The sequence below is a fragment of the Streptomyces sp. NPDC050759 genome (assembly GCF_044456945.1).
Classification (GTDB): domain Bacteria; phylum Actinomycetota; class Actinomycetes; order Streptomycetales; family Streptomycetaceae; genus Streptomyces.
The window spans coordinates 415,665-431,883 of the sequence record NZ_JBITGI010000005.1; the positions used below are offsets into that span (position 1 = coordinate 415,665).

Genomic DNA, 16,219 nt, shown 5'->3' on the forward strand with positions numbered 1-16,219 from the left:
GCGGCCGTGGGGGCGGGTGGCGATCTCCAGGCGCCTGTCCCGTCGACCTCGTCACTCCGGCAGCTGCCTCATCTCCAGAACCCGCAGTCCCAGTGACTGGCAGCGTGCCAGCAGCCCGTACAGGTGCGCCTCGTCCACGACCGGACCGAACAGGACGGTCTGGCCGGACATCACGACGTGGCCCAGCTCCGGAAACGCTTTGGCCAGCGTTTCCGACAGGTGTCCCTCGACGCGGATCTCGTAGCGCACGAGCTGTCCTCCCATGGACTGCCTGGGACGGGCGGACGGCGCCCTTCCCCGCGATCGTGCGCCTCCCCGCCCCTGCGTGCCTCACCCGGTACAGGTGACCGTCCTCTTCTCAATGCGTGAGAACGATTTTGAAGCAGATGATCAGCAGACCCAGCAGCAGGTTGACCGATGCGGTGGCGGCCAGAAGCCGCCGCGAGGCACCGGCGCGCCGTGCGGCGGCCACGGACCAGCCCACCTGCCCGGCCACGGCGACGGAGAGAGCCAGCCAGACGGCACCTCGCACGTCGAGGCCCAGGAGCGGGCTGACGGCCACCGCGACGGCCGGCGGGACAGCGGCATTGACGATCGGCCACTCGTCACGGCACACGTGCAGCACGACACGGCGGTCCAGAGCCTGTTGTGCCAGCCGCGCCCCGAACAGCTGGGCATGCACATGCGCGATCCAGAACACCAGGCCGGTGAGCAACAGCAGCAGCACCAGCTCGGTGCGCGGGAAGGAGCCCAGGGACCCGGCGCCGATCACCACGGAGGCCGCGAGCATGGATCCGTAGACGCCGCCCGTGTAGTCCGCGTGGGCGCGGCGCTCGACACGACGCTCCCCGCGGGCCGTGGCCGGACCGGTTCTGGTTCTGGTTCTGGACACCGGCGACTCCCTCCGGACTCAGCGCGCCGATCCGGTCGCTCCGGCCGGACTGCCGGCGTCCGGCTGCCGCGGACGCCTTTCCCGGGCGGTCGGCAGGTGCGATGTCACCAGGAAACTGGCGAGCGCGATGCCGCCGGTGGCCAGGATCGCCGCCTTCAGGCCGTTCAGCTGCGCGGAGGCGTAGGAATCCGTGACGGCATCGACCTCGGACGGCGGCAGTCCGGCATGCTCGGCCGCCGAGCGCACCTGGTCGGTGGGGACGAAGGTGAGCCCGGCCTCAAGAGCGACACCGACCTGCTCGCGAGTCTGCGCGGACAGCTGCGGATGGTCGTCCACCTGCGTGGTGAAGGCCTGGGCCAGCGCGCCGATGAGAATCGACCCGATGAGGGCGGTGCCCAGCGCGGAGCCCAGATTCTGTGCCGTGAACTGGAGTCCTCCGGCCTCACTGCGTTCCTCCTCGCCGACGCTGGACTGGACGACGTTGCCCAACTGCGAGGCGAGCAGTCCGACGCCCACGCCCAGCAGGGCCATGGCTCCGGCGAACTGTGCGTCGTCGATGACGGGGTCGATGGTGGCCAGCAGCCACACGATGGCCGCCGTCAGAGTCGCCAGGCCCAGCCGGACCACCCGGCGCGGCCCCCACACCCGTCCCAGCCTGGACGCGGACAGGGAGGTCACCAGCATGGTGGCGGACACGGGGAGCAGACGCAGTCCCGTCTCGAAGGCGTCGAATCCCTGAACCACCTGCAGGTACAGCGGGATGGTGAAGAACAGCCCCAGCAGGATGAGGTTCTGGCTCAGCAGCGTCATCAGGCCGGACCGAATCGCGGGTCTGCCCAGCACGGAAAGGTGTACGAGAGGGTCGGCGCCCTGGTGCTCCCGCCGCCGTTCCCAGTGCCGGAAGAGGACCAGGACGGCCGCCCCGGCACCGACGACGAACAGCGTCGGGGCGAAGCCGAAGACGGTGAAGGGCGGGTTGCGGGGCTGCACCCACCCCCAGGTACTGCTCTGCAGTACCCCGAGCACGCCCAGCCCGAGCCCGGCCGCCGAGAGCACCGCGCCGACCCAGTCCATCCGGGGGCGCGCCCCGGTCGGGGCGGGCGTCGCGATCACCCGGCGGCACAGCAGCACGGCCACGACGACCACGACCTCGCCGGCGAAGACCAGCCGCCAGGTCAGGTACGTCGTCACCCAGCCGCCCAGCAGCGGACCGACCGCGATCCCGGCGCCGGCGAGCCCGCCGATGACCGCGTAGGCGACGGCCCGGTCCTTCCCGCGATACGACTCCGCGACGAGGGCCGCCATGGCAGGCAGCACCATGGCGGCTCCGAGTCCCTCGATGACGGACCAGCCCAGCGCGAGGACCCACAGCGTGGGTGCCGCGGCGGTCAGGGCCGACCCCGCCCCGTAGACGACCATCCCGACCAAGAACATGCGGCGGCGCCCCAGGATGTCCCCGAACCTACCGCCGATGATCATGAATGCGGCCATGACCAGCGCGTACAGGGTGATGACGGCCTGGATGGCGGTGACCTCCGTGTCGAAGTCCTCGACCAGCTGACTGATGGACACGTTCATGACGGCGGTGTCCAGGACCATCAGGAACTGGGCCGCACCGAGGACGATCAGAGCCCGCCAGTGCCTCATCGTGTCCACCTCGCAGAGTCGACCGCCCTCCCATCGCATCCGAAGCGCGGTCCCCGTGCCTCACCCGCCACGGGGGAAGGGAGTCCTCCCTTCACAGCAGCCGGAGGTCGCGCGCGCGGCGCACCGCGTCGCCTCGCCGGTTCACCGCCAGCTTCCGGTAGACGCTCTTGAGGTGGGTCTTCACCGTGTTCACCGACACGTAGAGGTCGGCGGCGACCTCCTCCGTCGACATCATCCGGGCCAGCCGTTCCAGGACGTCGCGTTCGCGTCCGCTCAGCTCCACCGCGACGAGCGGCGGGGGCGGCGCCTCCGGCCGGGGTCGCTCACCATGTCTCGGCGAGCCGGGCGTCAGCCAGCCCGCCGCCAGGTCGTGGAGCGGAGCCGTGGCCAGGAGGGGCCGGAGCCACGCCCCGGCATCGAGGAACGGACGCCGCAGCCGCTCCCGCCGAGCGTCGAGGAGCGCGTGGGCCACGAGCCTGCGGGCCGTGGCGGTGTCTCCCGCCCCCTCCGCCGCCTGAGCCCTCACCAGCGCTGCCCGCACGGTCACCGCCGGCCCGGCGCGGCCCCCGGCGCGGATGCCGTCGAGCAGGTCGATGGCCGCCCCCGTACGGCCTGTGGCGAGCTGGATCGCCGCGGCCTCCACGGCACACCCCGGCTGGTCGGCGGACACACTTTGGAGCGCCTCGGCCGCCGCGTCCGGCCGCCCTTCGGCCAGGTGGGCGGCAGAGGTGACGAGGGCTTCATGGCTCGTCGCCCAGGGTGAGGCCACGGCGGCGGAGACGTCCGGGTCGGCCGCCTCCACGGCGGCCCGTGCCCTGCCCCTGACCAACAGCAGGCGTGCCGTGGCCAGGGCTCGCCCCGCCGCGGGGACCGGGTCATGTGTTCCTGCCGGGAGCCGGGCCGTCTCGTCGAGGAGGGCCTGGGCCCGGCCCAGCTCATGGCGGTCGACGGCCACGGCGGCGAGGACCAGCTGTCCGATGCCGGAGCCGGACGGCTGGGGAAGGCCGACGCGCTCCATCTCGGACACCGCCGCCAAGGCCCTGCGCTCCGCTCGGCCGAGCCAGCCGTCCAGATAGTCGAGCAGCGCCAGGTGCTCCAGGGCGTCCTCTCGGGGCAGCACGGTGGAGGCTCCGCCGGGAGCGGCGGCCGCCGTGGTCAGGACAGCGCGCGCGTCCTCGAAACGCCCCGCCCACAGGCGGGCCGAGCCCAGATGGGTCAGCAGGAGAGCGGTGAGTTCAGGATGCTTGTCCAGGAGATGCGCCGGGACCTCCTGCCGCAGGTCATCGGCGGCTACGGCGGCCCTTTCGGCCCGTGGGGGACATCCGGTCAGCCGGGCGGCCAGTGTCTCCAGCAGTGCACAGCTCAACTGGGCGGCTGCCAGGCCGGGCGCGTCGTCGGTCAGACGCTCCTCGGTCAGATGCTCCTCGGCGATGCGCAGACGTGCCAGACCATGATCGAGGTCGTGCCGGGACAGGTCACGGGCGGCGCGTACGACGTCCGCCGCGGGGCTTCGGGCCTCGGGCCCCATGGGGGAGAACAACTGGGTCAGCTCGTCCGAGCGCAGGCCGGTGAAGAGCTGCCCGATCGCGAGGTCGTCGACGAGGGCGCCGGCGGCGAAGTCCCAGTCGCCCGCGGCGGCGCCGTGGGCGAGTGTCTCCGGCAGGAATCCGGAACGACGCAGCCACCGCGCGGCCCGCCGGTGGAGCTCCGGCTCCAGGCCGGGCAGACGTACGCGCAGATGGGCCCGGAGTATCTCCCGGAACAGCGGGTGGAGTTGGTACGAGGAGTGCCCGAGATACTCGACGAACGCGTTGTCGCGGTGCAGCCCGGCGAGAAGGGGCTCGGCATCGGTCCGGAGGGTCAGCGCGTTGGCCAGATCGGGGGAGAAACGCTCCAGGACGCTGACCCGCAGCAGGAGACCCTGGGTCTCCTCCGGCTGTCCCCTGAGGACCTCGGCCAGCAGGAAGTCCGCGACCGTACTGCGGGCCGCCTCGAACTCCTTCAGATAGAGCTCCGGGTCGGCGCACTCCAGGGCGGCCAGGGCGGACAGGCGCAGACCGGCGGCCCAGCCCCGGGTGCGGTCCACCAGGGCGCGCGCGGCAGGGACCGGAAGGCTCAGACCGTGCAGCTCCAGCAGTGCGACGGCCTCCTCGGGGGTGAACGCGAGCTCGGCGGCGCGGATCTCCGTCAGCTCCCCGGCCGCCCGGTAACGGTGCAGCGGCAGCAGCGGTTCGGTGCGGGCGACGAGGACGGGGCGCAGGCCGGGCCCGGCGTGGTGCAGGACGAACTCCAGCTGCTCCGTGACCTCCGGATCGGTCACGCGGTCGTACTCGTCGAGCACGAGGACCACGGGCCGGTCGCGTTCGTTCAGCTCGGCGGCGAGCGCTGCCAGCAGCTTGCGGTCCACCCGTGAAGGGTCCGCGGGGGCCGCGACCGCCTCCGATACCGACGCACCGCAGGCGCGCAGTGCCTGAAGGACGTACGCCCAGAACACCCCGGGACGCCGGTCCCCCGCTTCGACGGTGAGCCAGGCGACCGGCAGCCGCAGTCCGGTGGCCCACTCGGCGGCCAGCAAGGTCTTGCCGGCCCCGGCCGGGCCGTTGACCAGTGTCAACGGTGTCACGAGTGCCTGATCGAGGTGCTGGAGGAGCCGCTGCCGCCGCAGGAAGGTGGCGGGCCGCGCGGGGAGCGCGAACCGGGTGCGCAGGAACGGGTCTCCCCGGGGATCGGCGTACGGTACGGCCGGAACGGTGGTTTCTGGGGCGTTCTCGTAGGTCTCGGCCACGGTCGCTCACTACCCCTGTCTGCCGGGGTCACGTCACGGGCGGCGCTTCCTCCACCAGCATCCCAGCCCCTCCGCCATGACGCGCGTCGCACCGGGCCACCCCGACATGCGCGGCGAACCCAGGAGGGCGAGATTGGAGGTGGCCCGACCGGCCGAACAAGCCGTATCCGGATCGGAGACACCCATGAAGGACCTCAAGTTCGAACAGAAGCGCTCCCTGTCCCGCCTTGAGGCGGCCGACCAGCTCACGGCACTCGCAGCCGCGCTGAGGGAAGGCGGGGATGCCGAACTGGAACTCGGCCCCGGAACGCTGAGCCTGCGGATCCCCGACGACCTTCGTAGCGAGATGGAGGTCGAAATCGGTGAGGGGGAGATCGAGCTGGAGATCGAGTTCAAGTGGCCGACGGCAGGGCGGAAGACCGTGCCGGCAAAGCCAGGGCGCAGCGGTACGAGCACCAACAGGAGCAAGGGTGCGAAGAGCCCGTGATCTGCTGACGCGTCACGCCGGTTCCGGGACGAAGCGATGCAACTCGTCGGCTCCGGGCCCTACGACGCCGTAACTGCTCTCGGGTACTTCGTTCCAGGCACCCGGCAGATCACCGAGGGGCTCGGACACGATGAGACGGGTCTCGTCGGACACTTCCCGCAGGAACGTCATGTCGGGGTGCAGCTCCCTCAGTGTGTCCACGCGCGTGCTGTAGAACAACGACCGGGAAGCGCCCTGGCTCGAGTAGCGGAAGGCCCACAGGCGTTCGCCGTCACTCACGGCGATGGTCATCTGGACCGGGAACTCCACACCGTGGGTATGGCCGCTGCGCTCCACCACTCCCACCATGCGGGCCACGGCGCCCGGCGGATCCTCGTCCAGGCCGAAGGTGATCGCCAGGTAGAACATCATCTCCGAGTCCGTCGTCCCCTCGATGTCGGAGTACAGCGCGGGGTCGACGAGCAGGGACAGATCGCGGCGCATGCGGTGGAAATCCGCGATGGCACCGTTGTGCATCCACATCCAGCGGCCGTGCCGGAACGGGTGGCAGTTCGTCTGTTGCACCGCCGTACCGGTCGACGCCCGTATGTGGGCGAAGAACAAGGGCGAGCGGACATGGTCCGCGATCTCCCTCAGGTTGCGGTTGTTCCAGGCGGGGCCGATGTCCCTGAGCAGCGCCGGAGTCTCGATGTCTTCCTCCGAGTACCAACCGACGCCGAAACCGTCGCCGTTCGTCGTCTCGACTCCCATGCGGGAGTGCAGGCTCTGATCGATCAGGGAATGGGCCGGTCTGTAGAGGATGGTGTCGAGCAGCAGGGGTGTTCCCGAGTAAGCGAGCCATCGGCACATGAGCGGTCACCTCCGTCAGTCCCATCTTCGACTCCCTCGCCGCACGTCGCCATGCGGGCAGTGGACCGGCCGTGTGGAGACACCGAGTGGTGCTCTGCGCGGCCGTACCACGGGACCGCCCACCGGTGACGGCGGAGGTTCACAGCAGGCCGAGGTCCCGGGCCCGGAGCGCTGCCTGGGTGCGGTCGCGCAGGGCGAGGCGTCTGAGGATGCGCGAGACGTGGTTCTTTACGGTGCCCTCGCTGAGGTAGAGCCGCGCGGCGATCTCCCTGTTGGTGTGCCCGTGTGCCCGTGTGCCCGTGTGCCCGTGTGCCCGTGTGCCCGTGTGCCCGTGTGCCACGAGCCGCAGGATGTCCGTCTCGCGTGGGCTGAGGGAGACGGCGGGAGCCCCGGCGGCCGGTTCGGGACGAGGCAGGAAGGCGGTCAGACGGCGGGCGACCGACGAGTCGAGCTGGGTGACGCCGGCCTGCGCCAGGCGGACCGCGTGGGCGAGTTCCCCGGCCGGCAGGTCCTTGAGGAGATAGCCGTGCGCGCCGGCCCGCAGCGCCTGCACGACGTACTCCTCGTCGTCGAACGTCGTCAGCATCACGACCCGGCACTCAGGCGCCCGGTCCCGCAGGACGGCGACCGCCTCGACGCCGTCCATCGTCGGCATCCGGACATCCATGAGCACGACGTCCGGCTTCATCTCCAGAGTCCGCGCCACGGCGGTGCCGACGACCTCGATGCCCGGCCGGATGGACAGCAGGGAGGCGATGCCGTCCCGGATGAGCCGCTGGTCGTCCACGACCAGCACCCGCACGGGCGCCGCCTGTTCGGGCTCCTCGTCGTTCATGTCACCGCCTCCCGTCCACCGGGGACTTCGCCGTCGTCCCGCGCGGGACCGTCACCGTCACCCGGGTGCCGGCACCCGGGCCGCTCTCGACGTCGACGCTCCCCGCCACCAGATGTACCCGGTCCCGCATGCCGAGCAGCCCGAACCCGGCGGCGGCCGCCTCCGGTGCGAAGCCGCGACCGTCGTCCGTCACCTCCAGCCGTGCGGCGCCCCCGGCCAACCGCACCACGACGGTCACCTGCGAGGCCCGCGCATGGCGGCACGCGTTGGTCACGGCCTCCTGCGCGGCCCGGTGCAGCGCGGTCAACTCGGCCACGCCGTAGCCGTCCTCGTCGCCGCTCACCTCGACACTGACCCGCGGCCGCGCCGCACCGTCCCGCGCCAGCGCGGCGAGCGCCGCCGACAGCGTGGGGCGCGTCGCCTCGTCCCGCAGAGCGCGCACCGACTGCCGTACGTCGCCCAGCGCGAGCCGCACCGATCGCCGTGCCTCCTCCAGTGTCCGCCGGGCCGCGTCGGGGTCCAGGCTCTGGAAGTCCGAGGCCATCTCCAACTGCACGGACATCGCGGTGAGATGGTGACCGAGGCTGTCACTGCCCGACGACCTCCCGCCCTGACGCGAGATCCTCTGCCAGTTCTCGCCGCCTCTACAGGGGGACGAGTTCCGGCAGGCTGTCGTCCCGCGTGAAGCCAAGGGGTCGTTCGGGGCGCGACTGTGACGCAGCCGGACTGCCGAATGGCGCGGAAAACCTGAGATCAGTCCGGTCCGCTCCAGTCGAAGGGGAAGTGCTTGCTCGACTTGCCGGAGCGGTCCCAGGTGAAGCCGAACGCATCCGCGCGGTCGACGGTGGCGCGGCCCCATGTGGCGACCTGGCCCGGTCCGACTTCGGCACCCGGGGCGTTGTGGACCTGGACCCGCGCGCCGTCCGCGGTGGTCGGGCCGGTGAGCGCCTCGGCGGCCGCCGTGACCCGGCCGGGGATCTCGGCCCGCCAGGTGGCGAGGTCGTCGTCTATCTCGACGTGGATGGGTGCGACGTCCATGCCGCGCATCTCGGGGCGGAGCATCTCCCCGAACCGCGCCGGCCAGCCGCCCGCCTCGCCGCCGAAGACGGCCCCGAGAGCACCGCGTTGCTGTTCGTCGGCGCGTTCGTCGAGGAAGACGGCGGCGTAGGGGTCGCTGTGCTCGCCGGCCCAGACGTTGCCGGTGAAGGAGCCGAGCATCAGGACGTTGAGGCCGTCGAGACGGACGTCGCCGTAGCTGCCCTCCCGGATGTGCCAGACCAGCACGCCCTCGCAGTCGCCGTAGGTCGGGGGCTGGGCGAACGTACACGGACAGGGGATGGCGCACTTGCACACATCGAACCAGTCGCCGGTCAGATGCCAGCGCGTCGCAGTGGTGGCCTGTTCTGTCATCTCGCTTCTCTCCTGCCGAGCCCCAGAAGGCTCACTCGGAGTGGCGAGACCGCGTGTCCCGAGCCGAGTCCCGGGATCGGGAAACGGTCTCCCTTCCAGCTTGCACCTCCCTTCCCTGAGGGGGAACCCGATCACCGGCAGGGGATCACATGTCGCCCATCGACGGCATCGAGTCCCGCAGCCCGGGAAGCAGCCACTCCTGGAAGGGGGCGAGCACGGCCAGGACGAGGAATACGACGCCCATGGCGCGGGCGAGCAGGGGGCCGCGGGACCACAGCTTCTCCACGAAGATCACCACGGCCAGCCCCGCCATCGCCGCCACGTTCATCACGCCCAGCGGAACGAGGACGACCATCAACCCGGCGCAGCAGCCGACGCAGTAGGCGCCGTGGTGGAGGCCCACCCGCAGGTCGCGGGCCGGCCCCCGGAAGCCGGAGTAGCGCACCAGGTGGCCCAGGGGGTCGCGGCAGTGCCGCAGGCAGACGGACTTCAGGGGGCCCAGCTGGTACAGGCCCGCGAGCAGGAAGGCGACCGAGCCGATCCAGCGACCGGCCGCGGGGTGGTCGCCGACGAGGCTGCCGGTGAAGGCGAGCGCTGCGTAGGCGAGCAGCCCGAACGCCGTCCACACCAGCAGGTACCCGGCGACGAACGCGACGGTACGGGCGGTCCGGGCCCAGCCGGAGGACTGCCGGCCGATGCCCCGGACCCAGGTGAGGGCCACCGGCGCCATGGACGGCAGCATCATGGCCGCCATCATCGTCACCCAGAGCAGCAGGAACAGCGGCAGCGCCATCCCCATCGTGCCGGGCTCGACCCCCATGTCCCGGGCCTGGCCGATCGTCAGCACCCAGGCGGGCACCGCGATCAGGACCACGAGCAACCAGGCGGCCGCGAGATCCCGCGTGGGCAACAACCCCCCACCCGTTCCGGTCGGGGCGACCGACCGGCCGGCTACGAGAGCGGAACCCCGGCTGTGACGCATCGGCGTGTTCTCCTACGGCTCCTTCCAGGAGAGCATTTCCCCGCCCTCGACGCGACCTGGCCGCACCGGCCGGCCGCCTCACCGCTGAAGACGGTCCCGAGAGCACCGCCTTGCCGTTCGTCCGGCAACGCCTACGCCGAGGCCCGCGCGGCCCGCAACCTGGCCCGGCTGCACCAGGCGGAGGGCCGGTTGTCCTCCGCCTCGGCCGCCTGGGGCCGTGCGGCCGAGGCTCTCACCCGCGTCGGCGCCGCCCCGGAGGCCGAGGCGGCGACCTTCGAGGGCACGAGGACGATGGGGGAGGCGAGTGCGCCGTGACGGGGCCCGCGCCGCTGTCGACCGGGGTTGTCCACGCTGGGTGAGGATCTCCTGGACTGCCTCGTGATGTGATCGTCGCCACAGAGACGACGAGTGCCGAGCGGACAGGGCTGGTTGTGGAACTTTCCCTGCGTGACCGGATACGCGCCGGCGATCCGGAAGCCTTCGCCGAACTGTTCGGCGCGCATGCCCGGGCCGTCTACGGTCATGCCGCCCGCCTGTCGGCGGACCGGGGCACCGCGGAGGACGTGGTGTCCCTGACCTTCCTGGAAGCCTGGCGGCTCAGGGAGAAGCTGAGACCCGAAGCCGCGGCCCCGGACGAGGACGCCGACGTGCCCGACGGCGACGGACTGCGCCCCTGGTTGTACGGCATCGCCACCAACGTTCTGCGCAACACGCGCCGCGCCGCCCGCCGGCACAGCGCCGCGCTCGCCCGGCTCCCCGACCGCCCGGCGGACCGGGACACCGTGCCCGACTTCGCCGACGACGTCGTCGGACGCATGGAGAGAGCCGAGCGGCTCGCCGCCGCGCAGACCGCGCTCGGCCGGCTGCGCAGAGCCGAGCGTGAGGTGTTCGCCCTGTGCGTCTGGTCGGGACTGAGCTACGCGGCCGCGGGCGAGGCCCTCGGCGTGCCGGCGAGCACCGTACGGTCGCGGCTCGCCCGGGCAAGGCAGCGGCTGCGGACGTTGTCGGAGGCGGAGCTGGCCCGGCGCACGTCCGCCGGACGGCCGGCCGAGTATCCGGGGGAGCCAACTGCCGCCGCGATACCGGATGTTCCACCCCAGCAAGAAGAGCCGGGACTCGGCCCGCGCACCGGACAGGTACCGGGTGGCCGTCCCGGAACGGCCCGGTCGACTCAGGAGAAGCACCGATGAACCCCGAAGAGCGCGAGGAACTGGCCAGGCTGCTGCCGAGCCCGGGTGAGCCGGTCCTGACGAGCGACCGCCACGACCTGCTGAAGGACCTTCTGATGAGAGAGCTCACCGAGCAAGCCCCGGAACTCCGGGACATCGCGACGGCCCCCCGTCGGCGCGCGCGCGCCGCCCGCCGCCGGTTCGCGGTCATCGCCGTGCCCCTCGCCACGGCGGCAGCGATCGTCGCCGCGGTCCTTGCCGGCGCCGTCGGGTCCAGGACCGCCACGACCGATGCGGACGCGGTCGACCTCCTCCATCGCATCGCCGAGGTCGCCGCCGCGAAGAAGTCCGTGCCCGTCAGCGACGACCAGTACATCTATGTCCGCTCTCAGGGCTCCATGAAGTTCTCCGACCACGACATCCGGATCCTGCGCGAAGCGAGGTGGACCGCCGTCGACGGCAAGCGCGCGGGACTGCGCCGGGTCACGGTGCTGGTGGGCCCGCCGTTCCGGCCCCGGGACCCGTTCTCCTCGTACTCCAAGGGCACTCACGACATGAGGCTGAGCCCCGACCCGAACGTCACCACGTTCCGTGAGCTTCAGGCGCTGCCCACCGACCCCGATGCGCTGCTGGAGAAGATCTACGCCGGCACGAAAGGGGAGGGGCAGACCGAGGAGAGCGCGGCGCTGGAGAAGATCGGCGACATGCTGCCCGACGCCACGCTCCTGCCCGAACTGGACGCCGCGCTCTACCGCGCGGCCGCGAAGATCCCGGGCGTCTCGGTCGTCGCCGACGCCAAGGACTACGCCGGCCGGTCCGGCATCGGCCTGAGTTTCAAGGAGCGCGACGGCCGCACGGTCTGGGTCTTCGACAAGAAGTCCCTCGACTTCCTGGGCTCGGCCGACGAGGCGCTGCTGAATGTCGGGGTCGCGGACAAGGCAGGCGAGACACCGGCCACATGAGTGCGGACGCGACCTGTCACGGGTGGTCAGTACAGGGCCTTGTAGCCCTGCCACCCAGCGGCGATCCCGGTGCGAGGACCGAAGGAGCCCTTGCCGTCGCCGTTGTTGCGCCACAGCTTGCCGGCCGTGTCGCGGGAGACGATGTCCGCCCTCCCGTCCCCGGTGATGTCGCCGGCGCCCACCACGACGTTGTAGGAGGCACCCCAGTTGTCGGCCACCTTGACCCGCGCCCTGAAGCCGCCGCTCGCCGTGCCCACGTACCGCCACAGCTTGTTCGACGTGTCCTGCGCCAGCAGGTCTCCGTACCCGTCGCCGTTGAGGTCACCGACGCCGATGATCTTCTTGTAACCGGACCACCTGGAGAAGATCTTCACCCGTGCCGAGAGCTTTCCGCTGCTTGTGGCCTTGTACAGGTAGATGTCACCGGTGGACGCCTGGCGGGCGATCAGGTCCGCCCGGCCATCACCGCTGATGTCACCCGGTGAGGTCAGCACGTTGTACTGGTTCCAGCCCGACGTTCCCAGCGTGGTGTACGGCGTGGAGGTCGTCAGGGCCTTGCCGCACCCCGGGCGGTACGCCCGCAGGGCACCGCTGCTGAACCGCACGAGCACGTCATTGCAGCGATCACCGTTCAGGTCTCCGAACGGCACCGCCGTGATCGAGGCCGGCCATCCCGGAGCCGACGTCTTCGTCGAGAACTTCCCGGCGCCGTCACCCCGATGGAAGGAGAGCGCACCCTGGGAGGTGAGGCTGAGCAGGTCACCGATGCCGTCGGACCCGACATGGTCGCGCCTCACCGCGGCACCACCGGTCAGCTTCAGCGAGCCGGACGCCGTCGCCGACGCACCGTGCCCGTCGGCCGGGGCCACCGTCAGCGTCCAGCCGTACGTGCCGTTCGGGACATACGCACCCGCAGACGTCCTGCCGTTCCACGACGTATGGATCGCGTCGTGGGCGGCGCCACCGGACAGTGTGCGCACGGTGGCCCCGGTCGCCTTGTTCCTGAGCACCAGCGTCCACGACGCGGCCGGCTTCGACAGCCACCACGTGCCGTCCCACGAGGACGACGAGTCCACCAGGCCGACCGAAGGTTCCGTCCTCGCTCCCAGGACCGCGATGTCCGTGGCGGGGACGCCGCTCCGCAGGACGTGGATGTCCTGGGAGGCCGGGTCCACGTAGCCGACCAGGCCGGTGTACGGATCGACGTCCCACCGTCCGGCCTTGGCCGCCAGGGTCCGGCTCACCGCGGAGCCGCTCGTGACGTCCGTGAGGATCAGCGCTCCGGATGTGGAGTCACGCGTGACCAGGAAGCCGTCGCCCAGGTGCGCCTCTCCGCCGGTGGGCACGGCGATGAGCGTCTTCCTGCGGGTGTCGTACACGAAGGCCTTCTGCACGCTGCCCTGGGGAAGATCGCACGAGCCGGACCAGTACACCCAGCGTCCCACCGCCTGGAAGTCGCCCGAACCGCAGCCGCTGCCGACCACCCGGAATGACGTGATCGTGTTGCCCGAACGCACCTCCGTGGCCGTGACACTGCCGTCCCCGGCCGCCGCCCACAGCGTTTCCCCCCACAGGGCGGAGGGGACCGCACCGGCTGCGCCCGTACGGGTGAGCACGACCTTCCGTGTGTCCAGATCCGCCACCATCAGGCCGTCTCCCGCGGGCGAGGGCCCACGCCAGGCCGCATACCGGCCCGCGACGTCCACGAGTCCATGGTTGTCCTGGAGGCCGGAGGTCACCACGGTGCCGGGAAGGGACTGACCCCGGTCCAGGAGGGAGACGTCCCCGGGCGTGCTCCGGATGACCGCCCGGCCGTCACCCGTACCCATCAGGTCGGGACAGCTCCCGTGGTCCCCGGCCATGACCCCACACCTCCGGGTCGCTCCCCGGTCCGTGTGCGGGCCCGCCGTCAGAGCTTCCGCCGTGGCCAGTGAGCGGCTGTACAGGTGTGTCGCCCCGTCGCCGGACTCGTAGGTCATCAGCTCACCGCCGCTCAGGTCGAGCGACTCGATCCCCATGGGCACGGCCGGAAGGTCCACGATCCGGTGGACCCGGGGCAGACCGTCGGCCCCCGCCTGGACCTTGGCGATGCCGTAGTCCAGAGAGGACTCCCCGCCGGCGAGGACCAGACCGCCGTCGGGGGTCATGACGGTATCGGGATCCGCCCGCTCGAACAGGGGCCGCTCCGCGGAGCCGTCGAAGGGCAGTGCGGACACACTCCAGCCGGAGGAGCCGCTGCGCCGCGCGACGACGAGCGCGTCACCGACGACGCCGAGGATCGCGTTGTCAGAGGTGCGGGGGAACGCAACCTCGTGCGTGGGCGCGTCGTAGGCACCCTCGGCATACACCCGCACCCGGGACCCGTACCAGCTGGCCAGGTAGTCGGATCCCACCACGGTGTCCGTGTTCGCCACCGCTGGAGGCAGGATCGTGGCGGCACCGGTCCCGGCATCCACCCAGGCGTAATGGAGGACATGGTCCGGGCCGTTGTAGTTGACGAGGATGCCGGAGGCGGAACCCCTGGGAAAGAAGGGGAAGACCGTCCCGTCCGGGAATCCGGTCACGGGCTTCTGCACCGTGGTGCCGCCCTCGTTGCGCAGCAGGAACAGCTGAGTCCGTTCCCCACCGGTCGACGTGCTCGTCAGGACAGTACGTCCGTACGTCTGCAGATAGCTCTGGCCTGCCGGGATGGCCACGGTCTCCGTCGTACCGGTTCCCATGTCCCGGAGCAGGACCTGCCCACCACTGCTCTGGGACGGGCGAAGCGCGACGACGTCCGAACCGGTGCCGTACGACCCCGCAGTGCGCGGCCCGAGTCCCTCGCCACCTTCCACCGGCTTTCGGCTGCCGTCGTAGCCGGTCCACCAGAGGCCGTAACCCTCGGCGGTGGAGCGGTACTCGAGGAAGCCGGAAGCCCCCGCGCTCTGCAGATACGCCGTGCGCGGGGTCGTGCGCATGGTGGCCGGAACGATGATCTCCGTCGCGGTTTCCGCGTGCGCCGGCGCCACCAGCGGCACGGCGGACACAGAGAGCGCCAACCCGATGATCGTGGCAAGCCAGCCACGCATGAAGGTACGACGAGTCACTTGCTTCCCCTCCCCGACGGAGGGCCCCATCCCCCCGAACAAGCGGGCGAATACTAGCAGTTGTTCAAGAACGGATGACCTTGCCGAGCCGGTTGGCCGGCCCGTGTGCGGACGGCGCGGCTCGCCGGGCGGGGTGCTCGCCCAGCACTCGGCCGAACTCCGTGAGTACCTCGGTGCGGGGCACGTCGTGCTCGGTCGGTCTCCGGCGGGGGTGCGAACCGTCCGGGCGTCGCCCCGACGCGGACAGGGTCACCCGTTGACGCCTGTGTAGTGCCGCAGACTCCGGTTCCACAGCAGTCGTGCGCCCACGAAAGCGGCGAGACCGGTCAGCGGTGCCCCCGCGGCCACCGCGAAGGGCACTCCCAGCTCGCTGTCGTGGCCGGTCAGGACGGCCGCCGGGAAGTACGCGATGAAGGACAGCGGCAGCACGAAGGTGAAGGCGCCGCTGACCAGGCAGGGGAAGATGGCGAGCGGGTAGCTCCCGAAGGTGGCCAGGAGTTCCTCCGTCCACACACTCCAGTACGAGCTGCTCGGATAGTGGAAGTGGAGCGCCGAGAGCGCGACGAACACGGCCGCCTCCATCAGCGTGCCGCCCACCAGCCCCGCGGCGAGGTAGCCGATCCGCACCGCCGTCCAGTCCAGGGACACGGTGAGGACGGCGATGGCGAACATCGACACCCCGACCACCAGATCCCCGAGCGCGTTCGTGGGGAACACCGACAGCTGCACCTGCCGGAACACGGGCAGCGGCCGGAGCAGGAACCCCTCGATCCGCCCGCTCTGCACCAGCCCCGCCATGTGGTGCGCCCGGCCGAAGAACAGCACATTCAGCGCATGGCTAAGCATCCGCATGGAGGCGATGAGCAGGACCGCGTCGCTCGGCCAGCCGCTCATGCCGGGGAACCGGCCCAGCAGCACGGTGGCGAACACAATGACCGAGACCTGCCAGACCGCGCCGACCGAGACGCTCAGTACGAAGTCCGTACGGTATTCGAGCTGCGCCCGGAACGAGATCCCGATGATCCGCCCGGCGACCGACCACGCCTTGCGGAAGGACCGGAAGGACCGGAAGGACCAGTAGGACCAGTAGGACCGGAGTCCTTGCGCTGCCATTT

The 16,219-nt window shown here is 71.2% G+C and carries 15 protein-coding genes; 4 read left to right on the forward strand and 11 right to left on the reverse strand.

Features of this window, described 5'->3' with window-relative positions; translation table 11 throughout:
* Positions 1–51: 51 nt before the first annotated feature.
* The 4 genes from ACIBJB_RS18435 to ACIBJB_RS18450 form a co-directional block, all read right to left on the reverse strand.
* Positions 52–249: a hypothetical protein gene (locus ACIBJB_RS18435; protein WP_020276994.1), complete on the reverse strand. Its 198-nt coding sequence runs from the start codon at positions 247–249 to the stop codon at positions 52–54.
* Positions 250–358: 109 nt separating this feature from the next.
* Complete coding sequence (locus ACIBJB_RS18440) at positions 359–892, reverse strand: hypothetical protein (protein WP_398931670.1); 534 nt, start codon at positions 890–892, stop codon at positions 359–361.
* Positions 893–910: 18 nt separating this feature from the next.
* A complete protein-coding gene (locus ACIBJB_RS18445; RefSeq protein ID WP_398931672.1) occupies positions 911–2,539 on the reverse strand; it encodes an MFS transporter in 1,629 nt (542 codons plus the stop codon).
* 91 nt (positions 2,540–2,630) lie between these two features.
* On the reverse strand, positions 2,631–5,324 hold the full coding sequence (locus ACIBJB_RS18450; protein ID WP_398931674.1) for a LuxR C-terminal-related transcriptional regulator: 2,694 nt from the start codon (positions 5,322–5,324) through the stop codon (positions 2,631–2,633).
* A 184-nt stretch (positions 5,325–5,508) separates the two neighbouring features.
* On the opposite strand from ACIBJB_RS18450, the gene ACIBJB_RS18455 reads away from it, so the two are divergent.
* A complete protein-coding gene (locus ACIBJB_RS18455) occupies positions 5,509–5,811 on the forward strand; it encodes an amphi-Trp domain-containing protein (protein ID WP_398931676.1) in 303 nt (100 codons plus the stop codon).
* Between the two features lie 12 nt (positions 5,812–5,823).
* Here the strand turns inward: ACIBJB_RS18455 and ACIBJB_RS18460 are convergent, their stop codons facing one another.
* From ACIBJB_RS18460 to ACIBJB_RS18480, 5 genes are all read right to left on the reverse strand, one after another.
* Positions 5,824–6,660 carry a class II glutamine amidotransferase gene (locus ACIBJB_RS18460; RefSeq protein ID WP_398931678.1) on the reverse strand — a complete coding sequence of 279 codons (837 nt, stop codon included), beginning with the start codon at positions 6,658–6,660 and terminating at the stop codon, positions 5,824–5,826.
* 139 nt (positions 6,661–6,799) lie between these two features.
* Entirely contained in the window at positions 6,800–7,495 is a 696-nt protein-coding gene (locus tag ACIBJB_RS18465; RefSeq protein WP_398931680.1) for a response regulator, read from the reverse strand.
* 1 nt (position 7,496) lies between these two features.
* Complete coding sequence (locus ACIBJB_RS18470; RefSeq protein WP_398931682.1) at positions 7,497–8,354, reverse strand: sensor histidine kinase; 858 nt, start codon at positions 8,352–8,354, stop codon at positions 7,497–7,499.
* Positions 8,249–8,905 carry a DUF1326 domain-containing protein gene (locus tag ACIBJB_RS18475; RefSeq protein WP_398931684.1) on the reverse strand — a complete coding sequence of 219 codons (657 nt, stop codon included), beginning with the start codon at positions 8,903–8,905 and terminating at the stop codon, positions 8,249–8,251. The genes ACIBJB_RS18470 and ACIBJB_RS18475 overlap by 106 nt, the downstream gene beginning before the upstream one ends.
* A gap of 145 nt (positions 8,906–9,050) precedes the next feature.
* On the reverse strand, positions 9,051–9,818 hold the full coding sequence (locus ACIBJB_RS18480) for a DUF2182 domain-containing protein (RefSeq protein WP_398932011.1): 768 nt from the start codon (positions 9,816–9,818) through the stop codon (positions 9,051–9,053).
* A 60-nt stretch (positions 9,819–9,878) separates the two neighbouring features.
* Here ACIBJB_RS18480 and ACIBJB_RS18485 point away from each other — a divergent pair, with 60 nt between their 5' ends.
* The 3 genes from ACIBJB_RS18485 (at position 9,879) to ACIBJB_RS18495 (ending at position 12,018) form a co-directional block, all read left to right on the forward strand.
* Entirely contained in the window at positions 9,879–10,202 is a 324-nt protein-coding gene (locus ACIBJB_RS18485; protein ID WP_398931686.1) for a hypothetical protein, read from the forward strand.
* A gap of 116 nt (positions 10,203–10,318) precedes the next feature.
* Positions 10,319–11,077: an RNA polymerase sigma factor gene (locus ACIBJB_RS18490; RefSeq protein WP_398931688.1), complete on the forward strand. Its 759-nt coding sequence runs from the start codon at positions 10,319–10,321 to the stop codon at positions 11,075–11,077.
* Positions 11,074–12,018: a CU044_5270 family protein gene (locus ACIBJB_RS18495; protein ID WP_398931690.1), complete on the forward strand. Its 945-nt coding sequence runs from the start codon at positions 11,074–11,076 to the stop codon at positions 12,016–12,018. Before ACIBJB_RS18490 ends, ACIBJB_RS18495 begins: the two co-directional genes overlap by 4 nt.
* 26 nt (positions 12,019–12,044) lie before the next feature.
* On the opposite strand, the gene ACIBJB_RS18500 is transcribed toward ACIBJB_RS18495, so the two are convergent.
* Both ACIBJB_RS18500 and ACIBJB_RS18505 read right to left on the reverse strand, forming a co-directional pair.
* Positions 12,045–15,104, reverse strand: coding sequence for an FG-GAP-like repeat-containing protein (locus ACIBJB_RS18500; protein WP_398931692.1), 3,060 nt, complete (start codon positions 15,102–15,104; stop codon positions 12,045–12,047).
* A 249-nt stretch (positions 15,105–15,353) separates the two neighbouring features.
* Positions 15,354–16,217 carry an ABC transporter permease gene (locus tag ACIBJB_RS18505; RefSeq protein ID WP_398931694.1) on the reverse strand — a complete coding sequence of 288 codons (864 nt, stop codon included), beginning with the start codon at positions 16,215–16,217 and terminating at the stop codon, positions 15,354–15,356.
* Positions 16,218–16,219 lie beyond the last annotated feature (2 nt).

Coding starts and splice junctions, on each gene's coding strand:
- ACIBJB_RS18445 (WP_398931672.1), bottom strand. CDS start 2,539: ATGAGGCACTGGCGGGCTCTGATCGTCCTCGGTGCGGCCCAGTTCCTG.
- ACIBJB_RS18455 (WP_398931676.1), top strand. CDS start 5,509: ATGAAGGACCTCAAGTTCGAACAGAAGCGCTCCCTGTCCCGCCTTGAG.
- ACIBJB_RS18460 (WP_398931678.1), bottom strand. CDS start 6,660: ATGTGCCGATGGCTCGCTTACTCGGGAACACCCCTGCTGCTCGACACC.
- ACIBJB_RS18465 (WP_398931680.1), bottom strand. CDS start 7,495: ATGAACGACGAGGAGCCCGAACAGGCGGCGCCCGTGCGGGTGCTGGTC.
- ACIBJB_RS18470 (WP_398931682.1), bottom strand. CDS start 8,354: ATGGGGCCGCGCCACCGTCGACCGCGCGGATGCGTTCGGCTTCACCTG.
- ACIBJB_RS18475 (WP_398931684.1), bottom strand. CDS start 8,905: ATGACAGAACAGGCCACCACTGCGACGCGCTGGCATCTGACCGGCGAC.
- ACIBJB_RS18495 (WP_398931690.1), top strand. CDS start 11,074: ATGAACCCCGAAGAGCGCGAGGAACTGGCCAGGCTGCTGCCGAGCCCG.
- ACIBJB_RS18505 (WP_398931694.1), bottom strand. CDS start 16,217: ATGGCAGCGCAAGGACTCCGGTCCTACTGGTCCTACTGGTCCTTCCGG.